Raw genomic sequence first — 19,957 nt, forward strand, 5'->3', positions numbered from 1 at the left:
TCACCCTAACCCACCGACGTCTCGGCGTCCGCGAGCCGGGACGCGAGCGCGCGCCCCGCGGCGCGGCCGGAGAAGATGCAGCCGCCGAGGAACGTGCCCTCGAGCGCGTTGTATCCGTGCACGCCGCCGCCGCCGAATCCCGCGACCTCGCCCGCGGCGTACAGGCCCGCGAACGGTGTGCCGTCCGGGCGCACGACCTGGGAGTCCAGGGTCGTCTGGAGGCCGCCGAGGGTTTTGCGGGTGAGGATATTGAGCCGGACCGCGATCAGCGGGCCGTGCGCCGGATCCAGGATGCGATGCGGTTTGGCCACCCGGCCCGCCTTGTCGCCGAAGTACCGGCGCGCGTTGGTGATCGCCATCAACTGGGCGTCCTTGCTGAACTTGTTGCCGATCTCCCGGTCCCTGGCGACGATCTGCGCTTCGAGCGCGTCGTGATCGAGTCGCGGGCCGCGGGCGATCTTGTTCATGCCGTCGACGAGTTCGCGCAGGGTGTCGGCGACGACGAAATCGACGCCGTGCTGTTTGAACGCCTCGACCGGACCGGGCGCGCCCTTGGCGACGCGGCTCTTCAGGGTGAGTTTGAGATCCTTGCCGGTGATATCGGGGTTCTGTTCGGAACCGGAGAGCGCGAACTCCTTCTCGATGATCGACTGGGTGAGCACGAACCACGAGTAGTCGTAGCCGGAGGCGAGGATCTCCTTCATCGTGGCGTTGGTGTCGAATCCGGGGAAACACGGTGCGGGCAGCCGTTTTCCGTTCGCGTCGAACCACAGCGAGGAGGGGCCGGGAATGATGCGGATGGCGTGGTCCGGCCAGATCGGATCCCAGTTGACGATGCCTTCGGTGTAGTGCCACATGCGATCCCGATTGACGATCGCGCCGCCCGCGGCCTCGGTGATCCCGAGCATACGGCCGTCGACGTGGGCGGGCACACCGGAGATCAGCGTCTCGGGGCACGGCCCGAGACGGTCGGTCGGCCAGTTCCGGCGGATCAGTTCGTGGTTGTGGCCGATTCCGCCGGAGGTGACGACGACCGCCGACGCCCGGAACTCGAATTCGCCGACCACCTCGCGCGAGGACGCGACACCGCGCGCGACATCGGAATCCTCCAGGACACCGCCCTTCACACCCACCACCGCGTCACCCTCGACGAGCAGCTCGTCCACCCGGTGCCGGAAACTGAACCCGGCCAGACCGCGCCTCTCGGCGTCGAGCACCGGTTCGGCGAAGACGCGCAGCACCTCGGGCCCGGTACCCCAGGTGAGGTGGAAACGCGGCACCGAGTTGCCGTGCCCGTCGGCGAAAGCGCCGCCGCGTTCGGCCCAGCCGACCAGCGGTGTCACCCGCAAACCCAAGGCGTGCAGGTAATCCCGCTTCTCGGTGGCGGCGAACCGGACGTAGGCCCGCGCCCACTGCCGGGCCCAGTGGTCCTCGTCGTCACGATCGAAGCCCGCCGAGCCGAGCCAATCCTGCAACGCCAGTTCGTAGGAGTCCTTGATCCCGAGCCGGCGCTGTTCCGGACTGTCGACGAAGAACAGGCCACCCAGCGACCAGAACGCCTGCCCGCCGAGATTGGCGCGGTTCTCCTGATCGATCAGATGCACCGTGCGGCCCGCCGCGGTGAGTTCGTAGGCCGCGACGAGACCGGCCAGACCCGCGCCGACGACGATGACATCGGCCGTGCGCGCGAATTCGGGACTGCAATTGGTCATGTTCATCCTTCGGGGGTGGTGGGCGGTGTGGTCGCCGCGGGCGCGCTGTACGCCAGGACCACATGTCGCAGTAGGTCGGTACGCGCGCGCCGCACTCGGCTGTCGAGCGGTTCCATGAGCACCTGGATCGCGGTGCCGTCGTGCACGGCGACGATCGCCCGCCCGAGCACGACCGGATCGGCGACATCGCGCCCGAGTCCGGACAGCGCCGCGACCACGGTCGGGACGAGCGCGGTGACGATCGCCTCCTCGCGGTCGGCCATCGCGGTGCGCAGGGCGGGCGTGCGCAGGGCGTGCGCGGTGAACTCGGCGCTGATCCGGAACCAGGCCTCGTCGAGGTGCACCGCCCGCTCCAGCCGGTGGATGGCGTCGCGCAGGTCGCCGACGCCGTCCGCGCCGATGCCGTCGAGCGCGGCGCGCAGATCGTCGAGCATGGCCGCCGAGCGCTGTTCCCAGATGGCGAGGAACAGTTCGTCGAGCGAGGCGAAATTGGAGTAGAAGGCCCCCCGCGTGAAACCTGCCCGGTCGCAGATCCGCTCGACCGACGCGCGCCCGAAACCCTCCTCGGCGAAGACGTCGTAGGCGGCGGCGAGCAGGCGGTGCCGGGTTTCGCTACGCCTGCGCGTGACGCGGCGCGGTGCGCTCCGGGTGGTCGGCGATGGCAGGGCGTTCTCCTCGGGCAAAACGGATATTCCGGTCATTTAGATACAGTTCTGTATCGAATACGGAACTGTATCAGCCCGCGCCGCCCCCGGGTGTCGGTTCGGTGGGATTCGGGTGGCGGCGCCACCCTCGGCCGACCCCGCGTACGGACCTTCCACCGGCGCGGTCGATCTCGTCCCGTAGTGAAATCGCCCTCCGCACAACGATTGAGCGTTGAGCCGGTCTCGCTTCGGTCCGATTCCTTGACGCCGACCGGTGCCGTCCCTACCTTCGCGGATATAGCCGAGTGGCGCTTGTCATCGACAGGCGCCACTCGGCGTCTCACAACGGCGTGAGTGGGTGATCACGATGGCAATTCGACACATCAAATTCTCCGAGAAGTGGCGTCCGGTACGGGCATTCGCGGTGGTGGTCCTGGTGGCGGGGGTGACGAGTCTCGGCGCTACGGCCCTGGCGAACGACTGCGCGGCGGTGGACGTCGTCGTCGCGAGGGGGACCGGAGAACCCGGGTGGCTTGGCAGCGTGGTCGGTGACCCGCTGTACGGCGAACTGGTACAGGCACTTCCGGTCGATTCCACCGCGTACGCGGTGAATTATCCCGCCGACCTGACGGTTCCGTCGTCGGCGGCCGACGGTACGACCGATATGGTGAATCACCTCGTCCGGCAGTCCGAGGACTGCCCGGATCAGCGTTTCGTCCTGGTCGGTTACTCCCAGGGGGCCGCGGTCGTCCACGGGGTACTCGGTACCGCCCTGGTCGCCTGGATTCCCGGCGTCCACGTCCTGCCGATACATCTCGAATCGAAGGTCGCGGCGGTTCTGCTGTTCGGTGATCCGCTGCGCGCGGTCGGCTGGCGCGTCTCGGATCTCTATCTTTGGCGAACCGGAAATTACTGTGTGAGCGGCGATCCCATCTGCGGTGGTGGCATCGACTTCCGCACGCACACCGATTACGGATGGGCGTTCGGACCCGCGGCGTGGCTCGCGGCCGAACACGTCTGATCCGCGACCGAGCACGGCGACGCGGGGTGGAGGGCACTGCCTCCACCCCGCGTCGCCGCGTCGAGGTGAATTCGTTTCGCTACCAGTGCAATCCGGGCACGATTCGCGCCATGCGGGCCGCCGGGCCCGGTAACGCCATCAACGGCAGCAGCACCGGGGCGAGTACGCCGAGCGCGGTCCCGGTGGCCGAGGACTTGTCCGCGCTCTCGGCGCGCGGTATCGACGAGACCCCGCGCGCGGCATCGGATTCGCCGAACCGACGGAAACCTCGATGCATGATGGACCGCTTCACCGACGGCATCAGCAGGTCGACGGCCTGGGCGAACGTGCCGACGGGGGGTGTCGATGCGATCGGGGCGCTCCTCGAGCGCCCTGACCACGATGGCGGCGGCCCGGTCGGGATCGGGGACGGGCAGCGAGCGGTAGAGGTCGGTCGGCGCGATCATCGGGGTGCGCACCAGCGGCATCCGGATCGAGGTGAATCCGACTCCGGCGTCGCTGTTCTCGACGGCGGCGATCTCACTGAAATTGTCCAGCGCGGATTTGCTGGCCACGTAGGCGGCGAAGCGCGGCACCTTGGTCTGCACCGCGATGGAGGAGATGTTGACGATATGGCCGAAGCGGCGGGCGCGCATGGAGGGCAACAGACCCAGGATCAGGCGCACCGCGCCGAAATAGTTCACGGCCATGGTCCGTTCGAAATCGTGCATCCGGTCGGTGGGAACACCTTCGTCCTGACTGATGGGGAACTGTAATGGGTCCGGTTCGGCGGGAGCGAGCCGCGAGGTCGGCGGACGCTGTGTGAATTGTCACCGCGGGCCCGATGTGATTTATTTGTGTGACAACAGTTTTCATATACACATCGGAGTTATTGATGCGCCGGTCACATCGGCGCGAACAGAATGTCGAATTACTTCTTTTCGACGCGAGGGGTGGGAGCCTGCACGTTCGGGCGGGAGGTCAGGAAGGATTCGAACGCGCCGAGGTCGGTCGGGCCGACGGTCTTGTCGGTGCCTTCGGTGAAGACCGTGAATCCGTCGCCGCCGGAGGCGAGGAAGCTGTTGGTGGTGATCCGGTAGGTCGCGACCGGGTTGAGCGGTTGACCTCCGATGCGAACGCTCGCGGCCACGACCTTCTGATCCTTCGGCGCCGAATCGACGTAGGTGTAGGTGAGGCCCGCCGGGGACAGCACCGTGCTCTTGGTCCCGTTGCTCCATTGTTGCTCGAGCAGCCGCAGCACCTGCTGTCCGGTGAGGGTGAGGGTGACGACCTGGTTCCCGAACGGCTGGACCGTGTAGATGTCGCCGTAGGTGATCGGACCGGCTTTCAGGTCGGCGCGCACACCACCGGGATTGGTGAACGCCGCGACGGCGGTCGAGGGAGCCGAGGTTGTCGCGGTCAGCATGGAATCGGCGACCACGCTGCCCAGCGGTGACTCACCGGCCGGGCCGGGATCGTGCGGCAGGGCGACGGCCGTCGTCCCGACCACCCGCGCCGCACGCGGGCGCGCCTGTTCGGCATAGAAATTCACCAGCGCGGTCGCGTTCGCGTCGGGGGTGACCTCGCGGGTGACCACCCGGTTCACCGCCGAGGCCTGCACGCCGTCCGCGCCGAACCGCAGGGTGACGTCGGTGATCAGCCTGCCGTAGGAGGCGGCCTGGGTGACCACTTTCCCGTCCACCGCGCAGACGTAGGGCTGATGGGTGTGGCCGGTGAGCACCGCGCGGACCGCCGGGTCGGTCCGGGTTGCGAGCGCGGTGACCTCCGGCCCGACATTCGCACACCCGTTGTAGTCGACCGGGCCGGTCCCCGCGGCCTGCTGCGCGCCGCCGTCGTGCACGAGCGCGACTATCGTCTCCGCCCCCGCCGCCTTCATCTCGGGAACGTAGGCGTTGATCGCGCTGACCTGATCACCGAAGTTGTAGCCCCGGATCCCTTCCGGCATCACGATATTCACGGTGTCGGCGGTGACGGTGCCGACGACGCCGATCTTGCGCCCGCCGACCTCGACCATCGTCCAGGCGCGCAGCGCGGGCGGGAGTTTGCCCGACGCGTCGGTGACATTCGCGGCCAGGAACGGGAATTTCGCGCCGGTGAACGGCTCTCCGGGCGTGCAGCCGTCCGGGGCGCACCCACCCCGCTGCAACCGCCCCAATTCGATGACGCCGTCGTCGAATTCGTGATTGCCGACCGCCGAGGCGGCGACCCCGACCGTATTCATGAACGCGATGGTCGGCTCATCGTGGAACAGGCCCGATATGGGCGGACTCGCGCCGATATTATCGCCCGCCGACACCACCGCGCTGGCGGGATAGGCGGCTTTCAGCCTGGCCAGGTGCGTCGCGAGATACACCGCGCCACCCGCGTCGTATCCGGCGATCTTGCCCGTCGACCCCTGCGGCGGCTCGAGATTGCCGTGCAGGTCGTTGAACCCGAACAGGTGCACCTCGTCCGGTTTCACTCCGACGAGATCGTCGGTCGAGATCAGTGGGGCACCGCCGGATGTGGTCGCGGGCGACCTCTCGTCGGTGGCGGGGGCGCACCCGGCGAGCATGCCGAGAGCGAGGAATCCGATGACGACACCGGCGATGGAACGGGACTCGCGCATACGCGAGACTTTCCCACGCGTCGCCCGTTCATGCACCGGACACGGTGTGTCGTTCCGACCAACGTTCGGTGTGCCGCGAACGACGTGCGGCCGTACACTCGAAGAGTTCGATCACGGGTCCTTCGACGGCCGGTTCGTCGACAGCGAGGTGGTTCTCATGTCGTCGACAACGTATCGGCAGGCGCCGACGGCGGTGCTCGATACGTGGCTGTGCCTGGCGGCCGGAATCCTGTTCGGCGGGGCGGGTACGGCGGTGGTGGTGTCGGCCCTGCTCGCCTACGGCGCGGAGAACGCCGCGAATCTCGATCGGTTCGAGCCCGAATTCGGGCTGGTGTTCGGAATCCTGTGGTGCGCGATCGGCGGGGTCGGGCTGTGGGCGGCGCGCGAGATCTGGCGCACGACCCCACGCCTGGTCATCACCGCGGACGGATTGAGTCACTGGCACGGCGGACTCGTGACCGCGTTCGACTGGTCGGAGATCGAACTGATCCATATCGCGGGCGGGCGCAGGATGACGGTGGTCGCGCGCCATTTCGATCCCTACCGCATCGATACAGCCGACCTGTCCACCTCCGCGGACGCCGTCGCCGACACCATCCGACGCTACCGGCCCTCCGCGCCGATCGTGCGGTAGAGCCGCCGCGCGGTCCGGGAATCGGGGACGGTCACGGCCCACAGGTCGTGGTCGGCGCGGCGTCCGGTGACGCCGACGAAATCGTGCAGCCGCCCCTCCCACTCCATGCCCGCGCGTGCGGCCAGCTCGGCGAACTCGATGTCGTCGGGTTCGATCTCGGCGGCGACGCGGATCATGCGCAGGACCGTCAGCGCGTATTCCACGACGAGCCTGATGGCGATCGTGCGGATCCTGCGTGTCGAGGAAGGGGGCAGCGTCGGATCGGTCCACGCGAACAGCCGGGCGTGCCGGTTGAACATATCGGCCTCGAACAGGCGCACCTCGCCGGCGAACGCGCCGTCGTCCTCGATCGCGAGCACCAGGTCGGGCGGGGGAGCGTCGCACCGGGGACGCGCCAGGCCGAAGGTCCATCCCCTCGGACGTGCCGTACCGGCCCCGATGGGCCGCCATCGGGCCGCCCCGGTGGTGAGATCGGCGTGTTCGGGACTGCGCACCGCCAGACCGGGATGGCGCGGGTCGGTGAGCCGGATCCGCTGCGCGTACCACAGCGGGTCGGCCGAACGCAGAACCCGGCCCGCGTGATACCTGGCGATCGCGACGAGCACCTCGGTGCGGCGCGGTGGCCGGATATCCGGCAGTTCCGGTGGCGGCTCGCTGCGTGGCGGCCGGCCCGAGCGGTGCCGGATCCAGTACTCGGTCAGGCCTTCTCGCGGCGCGGTCCGGTCGGTGATGGCCCACAGTTCGTGATCCTGCGGCGCGCCGCCCGCGTCGAAGTACCTCGCCATGAGCGCCTCGCGGCGGAACCCGAGCCGCTGCGCTCCGGCGCCGGTCGCGGCATTCGCCGGTGAGATCGGCGCGGTGATCCGCCGCAGACCCGCCGTGCCGAAGGCGAAATCCACGATCAACGCCGTCGCCAGCGCCGCGATGCCGTGCCGCGCCAGCTGCGAGGACATCCAGAGCCCGAGTTCGGCACTGCCGGAATCGAAGTCGATGTGGGCCAGTTCGACCTGCCCGGCCAGCAGGCCGTCGACCTCGATCACCAGCCCGAGTCTGCGGGCGGCGCGCTCGCCCGCTCGGCCCGCGAGATATTCGTGGACCCAGTGTCGCGGGGTGTGGCGCGCGGGCCAGTCCAGCGGCGAACTCGACCAGAACGGTTCGATCCGGTGCCGGTCGTACAGCCGCAGTTGCCGCCATCGGGAGTAGTCATCGATCCGCGGCGGCCGCAGGACGATGGTGGCGCCGTGCAGGGTGACCGGACCGAGCCTGACCCGTGACAGAGGGGTCGGATGGTCGGTCACGGGTCACCCCTTGGGTCGCTGGCGTCCCAGCGGGGAGGTGCGGACGGCGCCATCGGTGGAGACGGTCAGCCTCCAGTAGCCGCCGTCGTTGTCCTTGAGCACGACCCCGCCTTCGGGCCGGTCGGAAAGCCACGCTCCACTGGATAGTACGGCCGATCGCACATCGCCGTCGGGCCCCTGGGCCTGCATGATGTCGGCGTCGCCGCGTCCGGCCCTGCCGACGATCGTGCCCTCGAAGCGCGGTGCGCGCATACTGCCCCGCCCGAGCACGTGCCAGCGGTCCGGGAACTGGGCAGGCGCGAAATCCTCTCCGGCACTGGAGATCAGGTTGACGGCGGTACCCTCCGGGCAGCCTGCCGGATCGATCCGCAATTCGATCGGATGCCGTTCCAGGTCCGGGTCGAACACGATGTTGGCGAGGTAGGGCTGGCGGCAGTAGACCAGGTCGATCGCGACCGAACGGGCCGCGACCTTGCAGTTGACCATGCCGAACTGGGCGGGCCCGCCGCGCTCGCGGTCGCCGACCGACACCGCGATATCGGCGCCCTCGAACCAGACATTGGTCAACCACCAGTCGTTGGCGGCCCCGTCGATGGCGAGGTGTTTGTCGGTGGTCCTCGGGTCGTGGTCGGAGACGAATTCGACATTGGTCAGCGCCAGACCGGCGTTGTGATCGTTGCCGGTGCCGAGCACGCCGATGAAATTGCTGGTGAGTTTGGACGAGGTCACATAGTTCTGGATGCACGAGGTGGTGATGCCGACACCGAAATTGTTGATATCGCAGTTGATGAACGCGGTGCCGCCGGTATTGCCCTCCAGCACCACGCCGCGCTGGGCCAGGAACTGTGGGTGATTGGTGCTCAGATGGTTGCCCCGGATCACCACCGCGTCGAAGGAACACCGGAAACATTCGGTGAGGACGACGGCGGTGGAGCGGGGGCCCGACATGTAGATCCCGAGCCGGGAGAACCGCACCCTGCTGCGATTGCGCAACGAGATGAGCGTGGTGTCGGTCTCGCAGACCAGCGTCGAGATGTCGGGGCCGTCGCCGAGCACCGTGGCGAAATCGGGCAGTTCGGGGAAGGCCGTCACCCGGTAGTGGCCCGCGGGCAGGTAGAGCACCGGGGGGCCTTCGGACGCGGCGACCGCGGCGGCGATGGCTGCGGTGTCGTCGGCGAGGCCGTCACCGACGGCGCCGAAATCGCGCACATTGCGTGCCGCGGGCGCGTCGGTCACCGTGGGGGAGCGGAACTCGGTATCCGGTTGCTCCTGCTCGGCGGTCGCGCACGCGGCCAGTGGCAGCACGGCGGCGGCGCCGAGGGAAACGGCCAGCAGTCGTCGTCGACGGATGGCGTCATCGGTCATTGTGCAGTCTCCCGACCAGTATCGCAGGCCCCTTCCCGGGTTCCGTACGCTACCGCGTCGATCCGGGCACGCTGCGCGGAGGCCGCGCGGCGCGTGCCTCGTCGACCGTTCGCCCTCACCCGAGAACGCCGTTTCGGACTCGACATCCGGGCGAGGGCGTAGCCGGATCAGAGGGTCCAGGGCTTGCCGTAGGTGATCACGGTGTCACCGTCGGCGCTCACGAGCTTGACGAACGGCCGGATATTGGTCTGGCCGAGCACGCCGGTGATGGTCGCGTGGAATCCGGACAGCCGGATGAAGCCCTCGGTGCCCGAGACGTCGCCGCCCGCGCATTCGATGGTCTGGATGCCGGGGCCGAAACCGGCCTCGAGCTGTACGCCCGCCTTCGGGATCAGGCTGTCGATCTTCAGCACGCCGATATCGGCGCCACCGAGATCCACGCCGAGGCCGGGGGTGGAGTACTCGAATTTGATCTTTCCGCCCACCGTCGCGGGGTAGCCGACCTGATAGCCGAAGGTGATGTGGCCCTTCCAGTCGCTCGCGTCGGGGCCGGAGATCTTGAAGCCCGCCGACCCGTTGTGGAACCACTCCCTGGTCAACGGGTTGCTGTCGAGCGGCGGCACGGAGTCGATCTTGGTGTCGGCCTGGATCGCCTCGACCGTGCGCTGGGCCCGGTCGACGATGGAACTGCTGTTGTCGACCGCCGCGGCGGCCGATCCGTTCCCGAATGCCAGCCCCGCGGCGACGATCGAGGCCATGGTAAGAACTCGTACGCTCCGGGATCGGAGCCGGGTGGTTTCCCTCATCAGATTTCTCTCTTTTCCGGACTGTGTGCTGCGTCACCATCGGCAAATGAGATGCGGCGCAGCGAGTTCAAACTAGCCGATCGGCCCCCGTCACGGCCGGTCGAGTCCGACAATGACCGCTGGGGGCGCGCTGGGCCGAAGGCGGGGGCGGGTCGATTCGGACATAGCGGCACCCGGTCGTTCGTGGCACGATGACGCGGTGCGTATCGAGCAGACGGAGCTCGCCGACGTCTTGCTGCTGATACCGCAGCCCTTCAGGGACGATCGGGGCCTGTTCACGAGGACTTTCGACGTGGAGATCTTCGAGGAGTATCTCGGCGTGCCCGGTGCGGGCGCCGCCTTCCTCCAGGATTCCCAGTCCCGTTCGGGCCGGGGTGTGGTCCGGGGTATGCACGGCAGGCGCGGGCGCGGCGAGGCCAAACTGGTGCGGTGCGCCAACGGCGCGGTGTTCGACGTGTTGGTCGACATCCGTCCCGGATCGCCGAGTTTCGGTCGGCAGCAGGCGTTCCGTCTCGATGACGCCGAGTTCCACCACCTGTACGTACCGCCGGGATTCCTGCACGGATTCCAGGCACTCACCACCACGGCCGACGTGTGCTACCGCATCGATCGGCCGCACGACCCCGCCGAGGACATCGGCGTCGCCTACGACGATCCGGATCTCGGGATCGAATGGCCGCTGCCGGTCAGCGTGGTCTCGCCGCGCGACGCGGCCGCCGGGAGTTGGGAGCAGGTGCTGCGGATGGTGTGGCAGGGTCACCGTGGCGCCGACTCCCAGACCATCCACGGCCGCTCGCCGCTGTGGTAGGCCGCGTCGAGTTCGGCGCGTTCCTTGAAGGTGTCGGCGGGCTTCCAGAACCCCTGGTGCTGGTAGCCGAGGAGTCTGCCCTGCCCGGCGAGCGCGCCGCAGGCGTCGGCGACGAGATCACCGCCCGGTGGCAGTAGGTCGAAGATCCTCCGGGTCAGGACGAAGTATCCGCCGTTCTCCCACAGCGGCATGCGCGAGATCGGCATGATCTCCTTGACCTCGCCGGTCGGCGTGAGGTCGACACAGTGGAACGACTGCTGTGGTGGCACCACCAGCATCGACGCGGCCGCGCCCGACGCGGTGAACCGCTCGATCATGGCGTCGAGTGGCGCGTCGGTGAGCACGTCGGCGTAATTGGCCAGGAAGACCTCGTCCTCGCCGAGATGTCCGCGCACCCGGCGCAGTCGCTCCCCGATGGCCGATTCGAGTCCGGTGTCGACGAAAGTGATCGACCAGTCGGCGATGTCCTCGCTCAGCAGTTCCACCCGGCCGTCGCGCAGCACGAAGTCGTTGGAGACCGATTCCTGGTAGGTGAGGAAGTAGTTCTTCACGTGCGCGGCGCCGTATCCGAGGCACAGGATGAAATCGGTGTGGCCGTAATGCGCGTAGTACCGCATCACATGCCAGATCAGCGGTCGATTGCCGACCATCTGCATGGGTTTGGGCACCACGTCGTCGGAGCCCTCCCGCATCCGCATGCCGTACCCGCCGCAGAACAGCACGACCTTCATCGGGTTACCTCCCTGTGTCTGATGTGTGAATCTACCGCGCCGGAGGGGATTTCGATCGCCCGAAAAGGTGACGGCTTGCGCACCGCCCACCGGCCACCGCGGATCGGTCCATAGCGATCATGTATCGCCGATGTCCGGGGCTCGGCCGACGAGGGCGGAATCATCTGTGTGGTAGCGGGTTCCGGACTACCTACCATCCGGTTTGCCGGGTAGCATCCAGCGGGCTACCGGCGCGGCTTTCGGGGATTTCCCGGGCAGGGGTCGGAGTCCGGTATTGTGCGCGGTCGGATCGGATGATCTTCACCCTCTCCGCTAACTCGCGGAATACTTTGTGCCCCTTGTCATTAGATGTGTGAATCGGAATGTGGTCTGTAACAATCAGCTGTCGGGCGCCGAATGACCGAACACCCCGGGCGCCTCGTGTTTGCCGAGGGGACCGGTCGATGTCGATCGGGGGCGACGATTCTCTCCCAGGGGGAGGTGTGTGTTCATGAGCTTCGAGCTCTCCGAGGGCGATGACCTCGATGTGCCGGTGTCCGCCGCTGTGTCGCCGCGATCGAACCGGGAACGCTGGCAGGCCGACTATGTGAGGCGCTTGGAAGCAACCGATTTCGCGGTGATCGTGGCGGCGGTGATCCTGGCGCAGGTCATCCGGTTCGGTGGTCCGGTGGCGCCACCGCTGGCGTGGACGCTGCCGTACGAGGTGGGATACACCGTCGTCTCCGTGGTGCTCGCGGTGAGCTGGATGGGTTTCCTCGTCGCGTGCAATACCCGGTCACCGCAGGTGATCGGCAGCGGTACCGAGGAGTATCGGCGGCTCGTCTCGGCGACGCTGCGGCTGTTCGGCGTGCTCGCGATCATCTCGCTGATCTTCCAGATCGAGTTCGCGCGCGGCTATCTCGCGATCGCGCTGCCGCTCGGCCTGCTCGGTCTGATGTTCAGCAGACTCGCCTGGCGGCTGCGGATCCGGTCGCGGCGGCGCGGTCGCGGCGACTACCTGACCTCGGTGCTGGTGGTCGGGCCGCCGGAAGCGGCCCAGGCGATGGCGACGGCGTTCTCCCGCGATCTCGCGACCGGATACAAGGTGGTCGGCGTCTGCGTGCCGGACGGGATACCGGGCAGCGCCGGATTCGGCCTGCATGCCACCGACCGGACCGTCTCGGTGGTCGGTGACGACCGCTCGGTGGTCGACGCGGTGCGGCGCAGCGGCGCCGACACCGTGGCGGTGACGGCCACCGACTACCTGGGTCCCGTCGAACTGCGCCGGATGGCCTGGGCACTCGACCCCCTCGGGGTGGAACTCGTGGTCGCTCCCGGCGTGGTCGACATCTCCGGGGCCAGGCTCACCAATCGACTCGTGGCGGGCATGCCGATGCTGCATATCGCCAAGCCCAGGTACGACCGCGCGAAATCGACCGGCAAGGCGGTTTTCGACCTCGGTTTCTCGGCGGCCGTCCTCCTCGCGATCCTGCCGGTGCTCCTGGTCATCGCGGTGGCGGTCAAGGCGACCAGTGCCGGTCCGGTGTTCTACCTGTCGGAGCGGATCGGTCGCGGCGGCACACCCTTCCGCATGATCAAGTTCCGCAGCATGTACATCGGCGCCGATCGCGACGTGGTCGATCTGATCGAGCACAACGGCGGCAATCCGGTGTTCTTCAAGTTGAAGCAGGATCCGCGCGTCACCCCGGTCGGACGATTCCTGCGCAAATTCAGCCTGGACGAACTGCCGCAATTCCTCAATGTCCTGCGCGGTGAGATGAGCGTGGTCGGCCCGCGTCCGCAGGTGCAGCGCGAGGTCGACTCCTACGACGGGGAGATGCGACGGCGTCTGCTGGTGAAACCGGGTGTCACCGGACTGTGGCAGGTCAGCGGTCGATCCGATCTCTCCGTCGAGGACGCGGTCCGGCTCGACCTGTCCTACGTCGAGAACTGGTCGATGGTGCTGGATCTGCTGTTGATCGCCAAGACGATCGGCGCGGTCGCGCGGGGCGAAGGCGCCTACTGAACATCCCTCGCGGAATCGGGCGGCCGATTCCGCGAGGGAACGCGAATTCAGCGTCGGTCGTAGACGCTCGCGTCGTCGAGCATCGCGGCGCGCAGCATTGGTTCGGGGACGCCCATCGCCTCGACCAGGGTGAGCGCGTCGGGGCGCAGTCGGTCGACGAGTTCGTTGACGCCGCGGCGCACCGCCTTGGCCCGTTCCACCGACATGAACCGGTGCATGATGAACCAGGCCGAGTTCTCCTCCACCAGGGAGTAGACGAACAGATCGCAGACGGCCTCGGCGAGGTGGCGGGCGTCGTCGTCCTCGATATCGGCGAGGCCGTCGATGAACGCCTCCAGGACCAGGCGGTCGATATGCGCGGTACCGGCGGCCAGGATGTGATCCTGGGCGTTGTTGAACGCCTCGAACGGGCCGGTCTCCTTCGCTCGCGCGCGCAACCGGTGCGCGGCGGTGCGGACCAGGTAGTCCTCGCGATCGGCGAACAGTTGCAGCTGTACCGAGCGGCGTGACAGGTCACCCTCGTCGACCGATTCGTCGTTGCGGTCGCGCATGGTCTGGATCATCTGCCGCACCCCGGAGCGCTTGCGCACCACGTCACCGGCCATGGTCGCGGCGAATCGGACCCAGCCGAGCGCGTCCAGATCGCGGACCTCGTCGGCGTAGGCGGTGAGCAGTTCCTTGGCGACCAGCTGGGTGAGCACGACATTGTCACCTTCGAAGGTGGTGAACACGTCGGTGTCGGCCTTGAGCGTCACCAGCCGATTCTCGGTGAGGTAGCCGGCGCCGCCGCAGGCCTCGCGGCATTCCTGGATGGCCCGGGTGGCGTGGCGGGTCTGGGCGACCTTGAGTCCGGCGGCCCGTTTCTCCAGCGACCGCTGTGCCTCGGGATCGAGATTCTGTCCGGTCTGGACCAGATGCATGCGCCGCACCAGGTCGTTCTGGGCGAACGCCAGCGCGAACGAGCGCGCGATCAGCGGGAACAGCCTGCGCTGATGGCTGCGGTAGTCCATCAGCAACGTCTCCTCGCCGGTGTCGGGGTCGGAGAACTGACGCCGCTCGAGCGCGTAGCGCACCGCGATACTCAGCGCGACCCTGGCACCCGCCGCCGCCGCGCCGCCGACGCTGACCCGGCCGCGCACCAGCGTGCCGAGTGTGGTGAAGAAGCGCCGGCTCGGATTCTCTATATCGGAGGTGTAGCTGCCGTCGGGAGCCACGTCGGCGTAGCGGTTGAGCAGGTTCTCCCTCGGCACGCGCGCCTGATCGAACACGATGCGCCCGTTGTCGACCCCGGGTAGACCGCCTTTGAGGCCGTCGTCGTAGGTGGTGACGCCGGGCAGATCCGCCCCCTGCTCGTCTCGGATCGGCACCAGCAGACAGTGCACGCCCTTGTTCTCACCGTCGGTCACCAGTTGGGCGAAAACCGCCGCCATCCTGGCGTGCTCGGCCGCGCCGCCGATGTAGTCCTTGCGGGCCGACGGTGTGGGGGAGTGGATGACGAATTCCTCGGTGGCCGGATCGTAGGTCGCGGTGGTCTCGATATCGGCGACATCGCTGCCATGGCCGGATTCGGTCATCGCGAAACAGCCGAGCAGGTCGAGGGAGATCAGCCGTTCGATGTACTCCCGGTGCCGTTCGGTGCCGAGATTCTCCACCGCGCCGCCGAACAGCCCCCACTGGACGCCGGATTTCACCCACAGCGACAGATCCGCGTAGGCCAGCATCTCCAGGCCGGTCACGGCGGCGCCGGGTTCGCCGGTCCCGCCGTTCTCGCGGCGGAATCCACGCTCGGCGATGCCCATGGTCGCGATGGTGCGCATCTGCTCGAGGACGCGGGCCCGCGCGGCCTTGTAGTCCAGGTGCGGATCACCGGCGAATTCGTCGCCCGCGAGCTGTTTGCGTGCCTCTTCCCTCACGTCGCCCCAGGGGCCGTCGAGTGCCGCACGAAGGTGATCTGCCGTCGATGAGCTGCCGGTGTCCATAATCCGACGATAGCCCGCACGATCGGAGGCAAACCGCTGTCACGACAACTGTGATCCAACTCTTGCCGCACGACTGAACAAGTGTTTAAGATGCCAAACATGTGTTCAATCGAGCTCCGGATCGCGACGATCCGGTATCGCGAAGATCCGCCGGTCCGATGACCTCGGACCTGACAGCGGCCGCGCGTATCCGTGACGCGGCGATCGACGTCTTCGGTGCGAACGGATTCCAGGTCGGCGTCAGGGCGATCGCCGCCGCGGCGGGGGTGTCCCCGGGGCTGGTGAACCACCACTTCGGCTCCAAGGACGGATTGCGCGCGGTCTGCGACGAGAGAGTCCTCGAGATCATCAGGGTCGAGAAGGGCAAGGCCATCGCGGCGCCCGGCCCGACGGGCATGATCGACGCCCTGGCCGAGATCGAGGTGTACGCCCCGGTCGTCGCCTACATGTTGCGCAGTTTCCAGGCGGGCGGATCGCTGGCCGAATCACTGCTGGAGCACATGATCTCCGACGCCGAGAAATATATGCAGGACGCGGTGGACGCGGGCAGGCTCAAACCGAGCCGCGATCCGGCCGCCCGCGCCCGCTACATCGTGCTCTGCCATGTCGGAGCCATGAACCTGTATTTGCAAATGCGTGTGCAGCGTGACGGAAAGATCGACTACCGCAAGGCGATTCGCGATATCGCCGAGGAGACCACCTTCCCTGCGCTCGAGCTCTACACGCAGGGAATGCTGACCGATTCCACACTGCTGGACGCACTCGACGAGGAGCGATGATGGCCGATTCAGCTACTGCACCGGTAATCGAGATCACTGATCTCCGTAAGACATTCGGACATGTCGCGGCCCTGGACGGGCTGAACCTGTCGGTCGACGAGGGGGAGATCCACGGTTTCCTCGGGCCCAACGGCGCGGGGAAGTCGACGACGATCCGGGTGCTGCTCGGGATCCTGCGCGCCACCGAGGGTCGTGCGAGACTGTTCGGCCGTGACCCGTGGACCGACGCGGTCGCCCTGCATCGCGAACTCGCCTATGTGCCGGGCGATGTCACGCTGTGGCCGTCGCTCTCGGGCGGGGAGACCATCGACCTGCTCGCCCGCATGCGCGGCGGTATCGACCCCGGGCGGCGGGCCGAGTTGATCGAACGGTTCGACCTCGATCCGCGCAAGAAGGCGCGTACCTACTCCAAGGGCAATCGGCAGAAGGTCGCGTTGGTGTCGGCCTTCGCCTCGAATGTGGGACTGCTGCTGCTCGACGAGCCGACCTCGGGCCTGGATCCGTTGATGGAGCAGGTATTCCGCGAATGCACCCGCGAAGCGCGGGAACGCGGCGCGACCGTCCTGCTCTCCAGCCACATCCTGTCCGAGGTGGAGGCGCTCTGCGATCGGGTGACCATCATCCGGTCCGGCCGCACCGTGGAAAGCGGATCGCTGTCGGAGATGCGCCATCTCTCGCGTACCTCGATCACCGCCGAATTACTCGGCGACCCGGGCGATCTCACCAGAATCGACGGGGTGGACGATATCGTGCGCGACGGTTCGACACTGCGCTGTCAGGTCGACGGCGAACATCTGGGCGAACTGATCCGGGTACTCGGCGACACCGGGGTGCGCAGCCTCACCAGCGCGCCGCCCACCCTGGAGGAGTTGTTCCTGCGCCACTATCACGTCGACGGGGTCGACGTGGCGGTCGAGAAGGTGCGGGCATGACCGCCGTCACCGCCGAACGCGGTTTCACCGCACCGGTTCTGCGCGGATCGACGGATTTCGCCGGTACCGCGCAGATGTTGCGGCTCTACCTGCGCCGCGACCGGATCGTGCTGCCGCTGTGGGTGCTCGCCTTCGGGCTGCTGCCGACCTTCTACGTGTCCAGTACCGAAAGCGTGTACAGCACCCAGGCCGAACTCGACAACTACGCGAGGTCCATCACCGACAGTCCCGCGCTCGTCGCGATGTACGGCCCGGCCTTCGGGACCGATATCGGCTCGATCGGGCTGTGGAAGGCGGGGCCGTTCTACGCGCTGATCGCGATCGCGGTCATCCTCACCGTCATCCGGCACACGCGGGTCGAGGAGGAGACCGGTCGCGCGGAACTGGTCGGCGCCACCAGTATCGGCCGCTACGCCGGACTCACGGCCGCGCTGACCATGACGGCCGTCGGCTGCGTACTCGTCGGCGTACTTGCCGCGCTCACCTTGCTGAGCAGCGGCCTGCCGCTCGTGGGTTCACTGGCCTACGGCGCCGCCCTCGGCGGTTCCGGGCTGGTTTGGGCCTCGGTGGCCGCGATCACCGCGCAGGTGAGCACCGGCGCGCGGATCGCGCGTGGAATCGCCTTCGCCGCGCTGGGCACGGCGTTCGCGCTGCGCGCGGTCGGTGACGCGGGCAACGGCGTGCTGTCCTGGTTGTCGCCGCTGGGCTGGTGCATCAACATGCGTCCCTACGCCGACGAACGCTGGTGGGTGCTGATCCCGCTGCTGACTCTCGCGGTACTGAGTACCGCCGCGGCGTACCTGCTGCTGGGTCGCCGCGACACCGGATCGGGACTGCTCGCCGAGCGGCCGGGCCCGGCGCTGGCCGCCGCGTCGCTGTCCGGCGCGACCGGTCTGGCCTGGCGGCTGCATCGCGGCAGCCTGCTGGCCTGGTCGGTCGGATTCCTGCTCTACGGCCTGCTGATGGGCGGGGCGATCGACAGCGTCGGCGACATACTCGGCGACAGTCAGCAGGTCAAGGACGTGCTGGCGCGAATGGGCGGCACCGAGCAGTTGCAGAACTCCTTCATCACCTTCGCCGTGTCCTTCCTCGCCATCGCCGCGTCGGCCTATTCGATCTCGGCGGTGCTGCGATTGCACGAGGAGGAGGCCACCGAGCGTGCCGAGACCACCCTCGCCGGTGCCGTCGGCCGCGCCCGATACGCCTCGAGTCACCTGCTCTTCGCGCTGCTCGGCCCGGTGGTGCTCTTGTCGATCGCGGGTCTGTGTATCGGCGGGGTCTACGGCGCGATGGACGGCGGGTTCGCCGAGAAGATCGGTGACGGACTCGGCGCGGCGCTGGTCCAGGTGCCCGCCGTGTGGGTGATCACCGGAATCGCGATGGCCGTCTACGGCCTGGCCCCTCGGTTCGCCCCGACGGCGTGGGGCGTGCTCAGCGCGATGCTGATCATCTTCTTCCTCGGAGCGCTCGACGGACTGCCGCAGTGGCTCATCGATGTGGTGCCGTTCGTGCATCCGCCGAAACTGCCCGGCGCGCCGTGGCAGTGGTCGCCGATCCTGTGGCTGCTCGCCGTCGCCGCGGTGCTGGTCGGTGTCGGGGTCGCCGGATTCCGCCGTCGCGACCTGCGCTGATCTCGGTGCTCAGGTCGTCGGCGGCGCGTACTCGGCCAGGCGACGGTCCGGGCCGTCGTAGGCCGTGAGTCCCAGTTTGCCCGCGAGTTTGCCGATGTAGCCGCGCACGACATCGGCCTCGAGGTCGGGAAGTCCGAAAACGACCTCGGTGACGCCTGTTTCGGCCCACCGGGCCAGTTGGTCGGCGTCGTGGCGGCCCGCGAGGGCGACGATCTCCGGTGTGCCGTCGCGACCGTTGTCGCGCCAGATCCGGTGCAGCAGTGCGATCTTGTCGTCGAGTACGCCCTCGGTCGGCGTGGTGAGCCAGCCGTCGGCGTTCTTCGCCAGCCAGGTGAAGGATTTCTCGCCGCCCGCCGCGCCGAGAATCACCGGGATGTGCTTGCTGGCGGGTTTGGGCCACGACCAACTCGGACCGAACGTCACGAATTCACCGTCGAACGCGGCTTCCTCGGTGGTCCACAGCGCGCGCATGGCCGCCAGATGTTCCCGCAGCACCGTGCGGCGTTTACCGGCGGGCACGCCGTGATGGGCGAGTTCGTCGGTGTTCCAACCGAATCCGACACCGAGGCCGACTCGTCCGCCCGCGAGATGGTCGAGCGAGGCGATGGTCTTGGCGAGTGCGATCGGATGGTGCTCGGCGGGTAGCGCCACCGCCGTCGACAGGGTGATCCGGTCGGTGACCGCGGCCGCCGTCGCCAGCGCCACCCACGGATCGAGGGTGCGCAGGTAGCGATCGTCGGGCAACGTGGCGTCGCCGGTGGTCGGGTGCGCGGCCGCGCGGACCACCGGGATGTGGGTGTGCTCGGGCACGTAGAACGAGTCGAATCCGCTCCGCTCGGCGGTGACCGCCGCCACGGCGGGCGAGATGCCCCGATCACTGGTGAACAACACGATTCCGTACCGCACCGGCTCCGCTCCCATCGGTCGAATTAGAACAAGTTCTACCACTGTCCCGATGTTCGCACCAAGAGTTCGCGCGCCGAGCCCGATCGACTCGAATCCGA

The 19,957-nt window shown here is 67.9% G+C and carries 17 protein-coding genes and 1 pseudogene; 7 read left to right on the plus strand and 11 right to left on the minus strand.

Going from position 1 to position 19,957, the window contains the following annotated elements:
- Positions 1-5 precede the first annotated feature (5 nt).
- Both OG225_RS09455 and OG225_RS09460 read right to left on the minus strand, forming a co-directional pair.
- Complete coding sequence (locus tag OG225_RS09455; protein ID WP_405181326.1) at positions 6-1,712, minus strand: FAD-binding dehydrogenase; 1,707 nt, start codon at positions 1,710-1,712, stop codon at positions 6-8.
- 2 nt (positions 1,713-1,714) lie between these two features.
- Positions 1,715-2,413: a TetR/AcrR family transcriptional regulator gene (locus OG225_RS09460; protein ID WP_405181327.1), complete on the minus strand. Its 699-nt coding sequence runs from the start codon at positions 2,411-2,413 to the stop codon at positions 1,715-1,717.
- 310 nt (positions 2,414-2,723) lie between these two features.
- On the opposite strand from OG225_RS09460, the gene OG225_RS09465 reads away from it, so the two are divergent.
- On the plus strand, positions 2,724-3,377 hold the full coding sequence (locus OG225_RS09465; RefSeq protein WP_405181328.1) for a cutinase family protein: 654 nt from the start codon (positions 2,724-2,726) through the stop codon (positions 3,375-3,377).
- A 79-nt stretch (positions 3,378-3,456) separates the two neighbouring features.
- Here OG225_RS09465 and OG225_RS09470 read toward each other — a convergent pair whose 3' ends face one another.
- The 3 genes and pseudogenes from OG225_RS09470 to OG225_RS09480 form a co-directional block, all read right to left on the minus strand.
- Entirely contained in the window at positions 3,457-3,654 is a 198-nt protein-coding gene (locus OG225_RS09470) for a hypothetical protein (protein WP_405183535.1), read from the minus strand.
- A gap of 217 nt (positions 3,655-3,871) precedes the next feature.
- Positions 3,872-4,087: pseudogene (locus tag OG225_RS09475) on the minus strand (SDR family NAD(P)-dependent oxidoreductase); the annotation flags it as partial.
- 200 nt (positions 4,088-4,287) lie between these two features.
- Positions 4,288-5,985, minus strand: coding sequence for a bifunctional metallophosphatase/5'-nucleotidase (locus tag OG225_RS09480; protein WP_405181329.1), 1,698 nt, complete (start codon positions 5,983-5,985; stop codon positions 4,288-4,290).
- A 157-nt stretch (positions 5,986-6,142) separates the two neighbouring features.
- Here OG225_RS09480 and OG225_RS09485 point away from each other — a divergent pair, with 157 nt between their 5' ends.
- The gene (locus tag OG225_RS09485) at positions 6,143-6,619 is read left to right on the plus strand and encodes a hypothetical protein (RefSeq protein WP_216917257.1); all 477 of its coding nucleotides are present in this window, start codon (positions 6,143-6,145) and stop codon (positions 6,617-6,619) included.
- Here the strand turns inward: OG225_RS09485 and OG225_RS09490 are convergent.
- The 3 genes from OG225_RS09490 to OG225_RS09500 form a co-directional block, all read right to left on the minus strand.
- Positions 6,589-7,917: a GNAT family N-acetyltransferase gene (locus tag OG225_RS09490; RefSeq protein ID WP_405181330.1), complete on the minus strand. Its 1,329-nt coding sequence runs from the start codon at positions 7,915-7,917 to the stop codon at positions 6,589-6,591. The two genes, OG225_RS09485 and OG225_RS09490, sit on opposite strands and share 31 nt — an antisense overlap.
- Positions 7,918-7,920: 3 nt before the next feature.
- Positions 7,921-9,282: a glycosyl hydrolase family 28-related protein gene (locus tag OG225_RS09495; RefSeq protein WP_405181331.1), complete on the minus strand. Its 1,362-nt coding sequence runs from the start codon at positions 9,280-9,282 to the stop codon at positions 7,921-7,923.
- Positions 9,283-9,449: 167 nt separating this feature from the next.
- Positions 9,450-10,040 (minus strand): MspA family porin, encoded by a 591-nt coding sequence (locus OG225_RS09500; RefSeq protein ID WP_405181332.1) that lies wholly within the window; start codon positions 10,038-10,040, stop codon positions 9,450-9,452.
- A gap of 247 nt (positions 10,041-10,287) precedes the next feature.
- On the opposite strand from OG225_RS09500, the gene rfbC reads away from it, so the two are divergent.
- A complete protein-coding gene (gene rfbC / locus OG225_RS09505; protein ID WP_405181333.1) occupies positions 10,288-10,896 on the plus strand; it encodes a dTDP-4-dehydrorhamnose 3,5-epimerase in 609 nt (202 codons plus the stop codon).
- On the opposite strand, the gene OG225_RS09510 is transcribed toward rfbC, so the two are convergent.
- Positions 10,845-11,627 carry a glucose-1-phosphate cytidylyltransferase gene (locus tag OG225_RS09510; RefSeq protein ID WP_405181334.1) on the minus strand — a complete coding sequence of 261 codons (783 nt, stop codon included), beginning with the start codon at positions 11,625-11,627 and terminating at the stop codon, positions 10,845-10,847. The two genes, rfbC and OG225_RS09510, sit on opposite strands and share 52 nt — an antisense overlap.
- 490 nt (positions 11,628-12,117) lie before the next feature.
- On the opposite strand from OG225_RS09510, the gene OG225_RS09515 reads away from it, so the two are divergent.
- Positions 12,118-13,632, plus strand: a complete 1,515-nt coding sequence (locus OG225_RS09515) for a sugar transferase (protein ID WP_405181335.1) — start codon at positions 12,118-12,120, stop codon at positions 13,630-13,632.
- 47 nt (positions 13,633-13,679) lie between these two features.
- Here the strand turns inward: OG225_RS09515 and OG225_RS09520 are convergent, their stop codons facing one another.
- Positions 13,680-15,611 carry an acyl-CoA dehydrogenase gene (locus OG225_RS09520; RefSeq protein WP_405181336.1) on the minus strand — a complete coding sequence of 644 codons (1,932 nt, stop codon included), beginning with the start codon at positions 15,609-15,611 and terminating at the stop codon, positions 13,680-13,682.
- Between the two features lie 158 nt (positions 15,612-15,769).
- Between OG225_RS09520 and OG225_RS09525 the strand changes: the two genes are divergently transcribed.
- From OG225_RS09525 to OG225_RS09535, 3 genes are read left to right on the plus strand one after another with little or no spacing between them, the layout of a single operon-like run.
- Positions 15,770-16,390 (plus strand): TetR family transcriptional regulator, encoded by a 621-nt coding sequence (locus OG225_RS09525; RefSeq protein WP_405181337.1) that lies wholly within the window; start codon positions 15,770-15,772, stop codon positions 16,388-16,390.
- Positions 16,390-17,322, plus strand: a complete 933-nt coding sequence (locus OG225_RS09530; RefSeq protein WP_405183226.1) for an ATP-binding cassette domain-containing protein — start codon at positions 16,390-16,392, stop codon at positions 17,320-17,322. Before OG225_RS09525 ends, OG225_RS09530 begins: the two co-directional genes overlap by 1 nt.
- Positions 17,319-18,953 carry an ABC transporter permease gene (locus OG225_RS09535; RefSeq protein WP_405181338.1) on the plus strand — a complete coding sequence of 545 codons (1,635 nt, stop codon included), beginning with the start codon at positions 17,319-17,321 and terminating at the stop codon, positions 18,951-18,953. Before OG225_RS09530 ends, OG225_RS09535 begins: the two co-directional genes overlap by 4 nt.
- 9 nt (positions 18,954-18,962) lie before the next feature.
- Here OG225_RS09535 and OG225_RS09540 read toward each other — a convergent pair whose 3' ends face one another.
- Positions 18,963-19,859 carry a TIGR03619 family F420-dependent LLM class oxidoreductase gene (locus OG225_RS09540; RefSeq protein WP_405183227.1) on the minus strand — a complete coding sequence of 299 codons (897 nt, stop codon included), beginning with the start codon at positions 19,857-19,859 and terminating at the stop codon, positions 18,963-18,965.
- Between the last annotated feature and the right edge of the window lie 98 nt (positions 19,860-19,957).

The organism is Nocardia sp. NBC_01377 (assembly GCF_045040005.1).
Classification (GTDB): Bacteria; Actinomycetota; Actinomycetes; order Mycobacteriales; family Mycobacteriaceae; genus Nocardia; species Nocardia noduli.

Excerpts from the sequence above, each read along its gene's own strand:
- OG225_RS09495 (WP_405181331.1), bottom strand. The coding sequence starts at position 9,282 with ATGACCGATGACGCCATCCGTCGACGACGACTGCTGGCCGTTTCCCTC.
- OG225_RS09460 (WP_405181327.1), bottom strand. The coding sequence starts at position 2,413 with ATGACCGGAATATCCGTTTTGCCCGAGGAGAACGCCCTGCCATCGCCG.
- OG225_RS09530 (WP_405183226.1), top strand. The coding sequence starts at position 16,390 with ATGGCCGATTCAGCTACTGCACCGGTAATCGAGATCACTGATCTCCGT.
- OG225_RS09520 (WP_405181336.1), bottom strand. The coding sequence starts at position 15,611 with ATGGACACCGGCAGCTCATCGACGGCAGATCACCTTCGTGCGGCACTC.
- OG225_RS09515 (WP_405181335.1), top strand. The coding sequence starts at position 12,118 with ATGAGCTTCGAGCTCTCCGAGGGCGATGACCTCGATGTGCCGGTGTCC.
- OG225_RS09470 (WP_405183535.1), bottom strand. The coding sequence starts at position 3,654 with ATGCATCGAGGTTTCCGTCGGTTCGGCGAATCCGATGCCGCGCGCGGG.
- OG225_RS09535 (WP_405181338.1), top strand. The coding sequence starts at position 17,319 with ATGACCGCCGTCACCGCCGAACGCGGTTTCACCGCACCGGTTCTGCGC.
- OG225_RS09500 (WP_405181332.1), bottom strand. The coding sequence starts at position 10,040 with ATGGCCTCGATCGTCGCCGCGGGGCTGGCATTCGGGAACGGATCGGCC.
- OG225_RS09465 (WP_405181328.1), top strand. The coding sequence starts at position 2,724 with ATGGCAATTCGACACATCAAATTCTCCGAGAAGTGGCGTCCGGTACGG.
- OG225_RS09525 (WP_405181337.1), top strand. The coding sequence starts at position 15,770 with ATGACCTCGGACCTGACAGCGGCCGCGCGTATCCGTGACGCGGCGATC.
- OG225_RS09485 (WP_216917257.1), top strand. The coding sequence starts at position 6,143 with ATGTCGTCGACAACGTATCGGCAGGCGCCGACGGCGGTGCTCGATACG.
- OG225_RS09480 (WP_405181329.1), bottom strand. The coding sequence starts at position 5,985 with ATGCGCGAGTCCCGTTCCATCGCCGGTGTCGTCATCGGATTCCTCGCT.
- OG225_RS09455 (WP_405181326.1), bottom strand. The coding sequence starts at position 1,712 with ATGACCAATTGCAGTCCCGAATTCGCGCGCACGGCCGATGTCATCGTC.
- OG225_RS09510 (WP_405181334.1), bottom strand. The coding sequence starts at position 11,627 with ATGAAGGTCGTGCTGTTCTGCGGCGGGTACGGCATGCGGATGCGGGAG.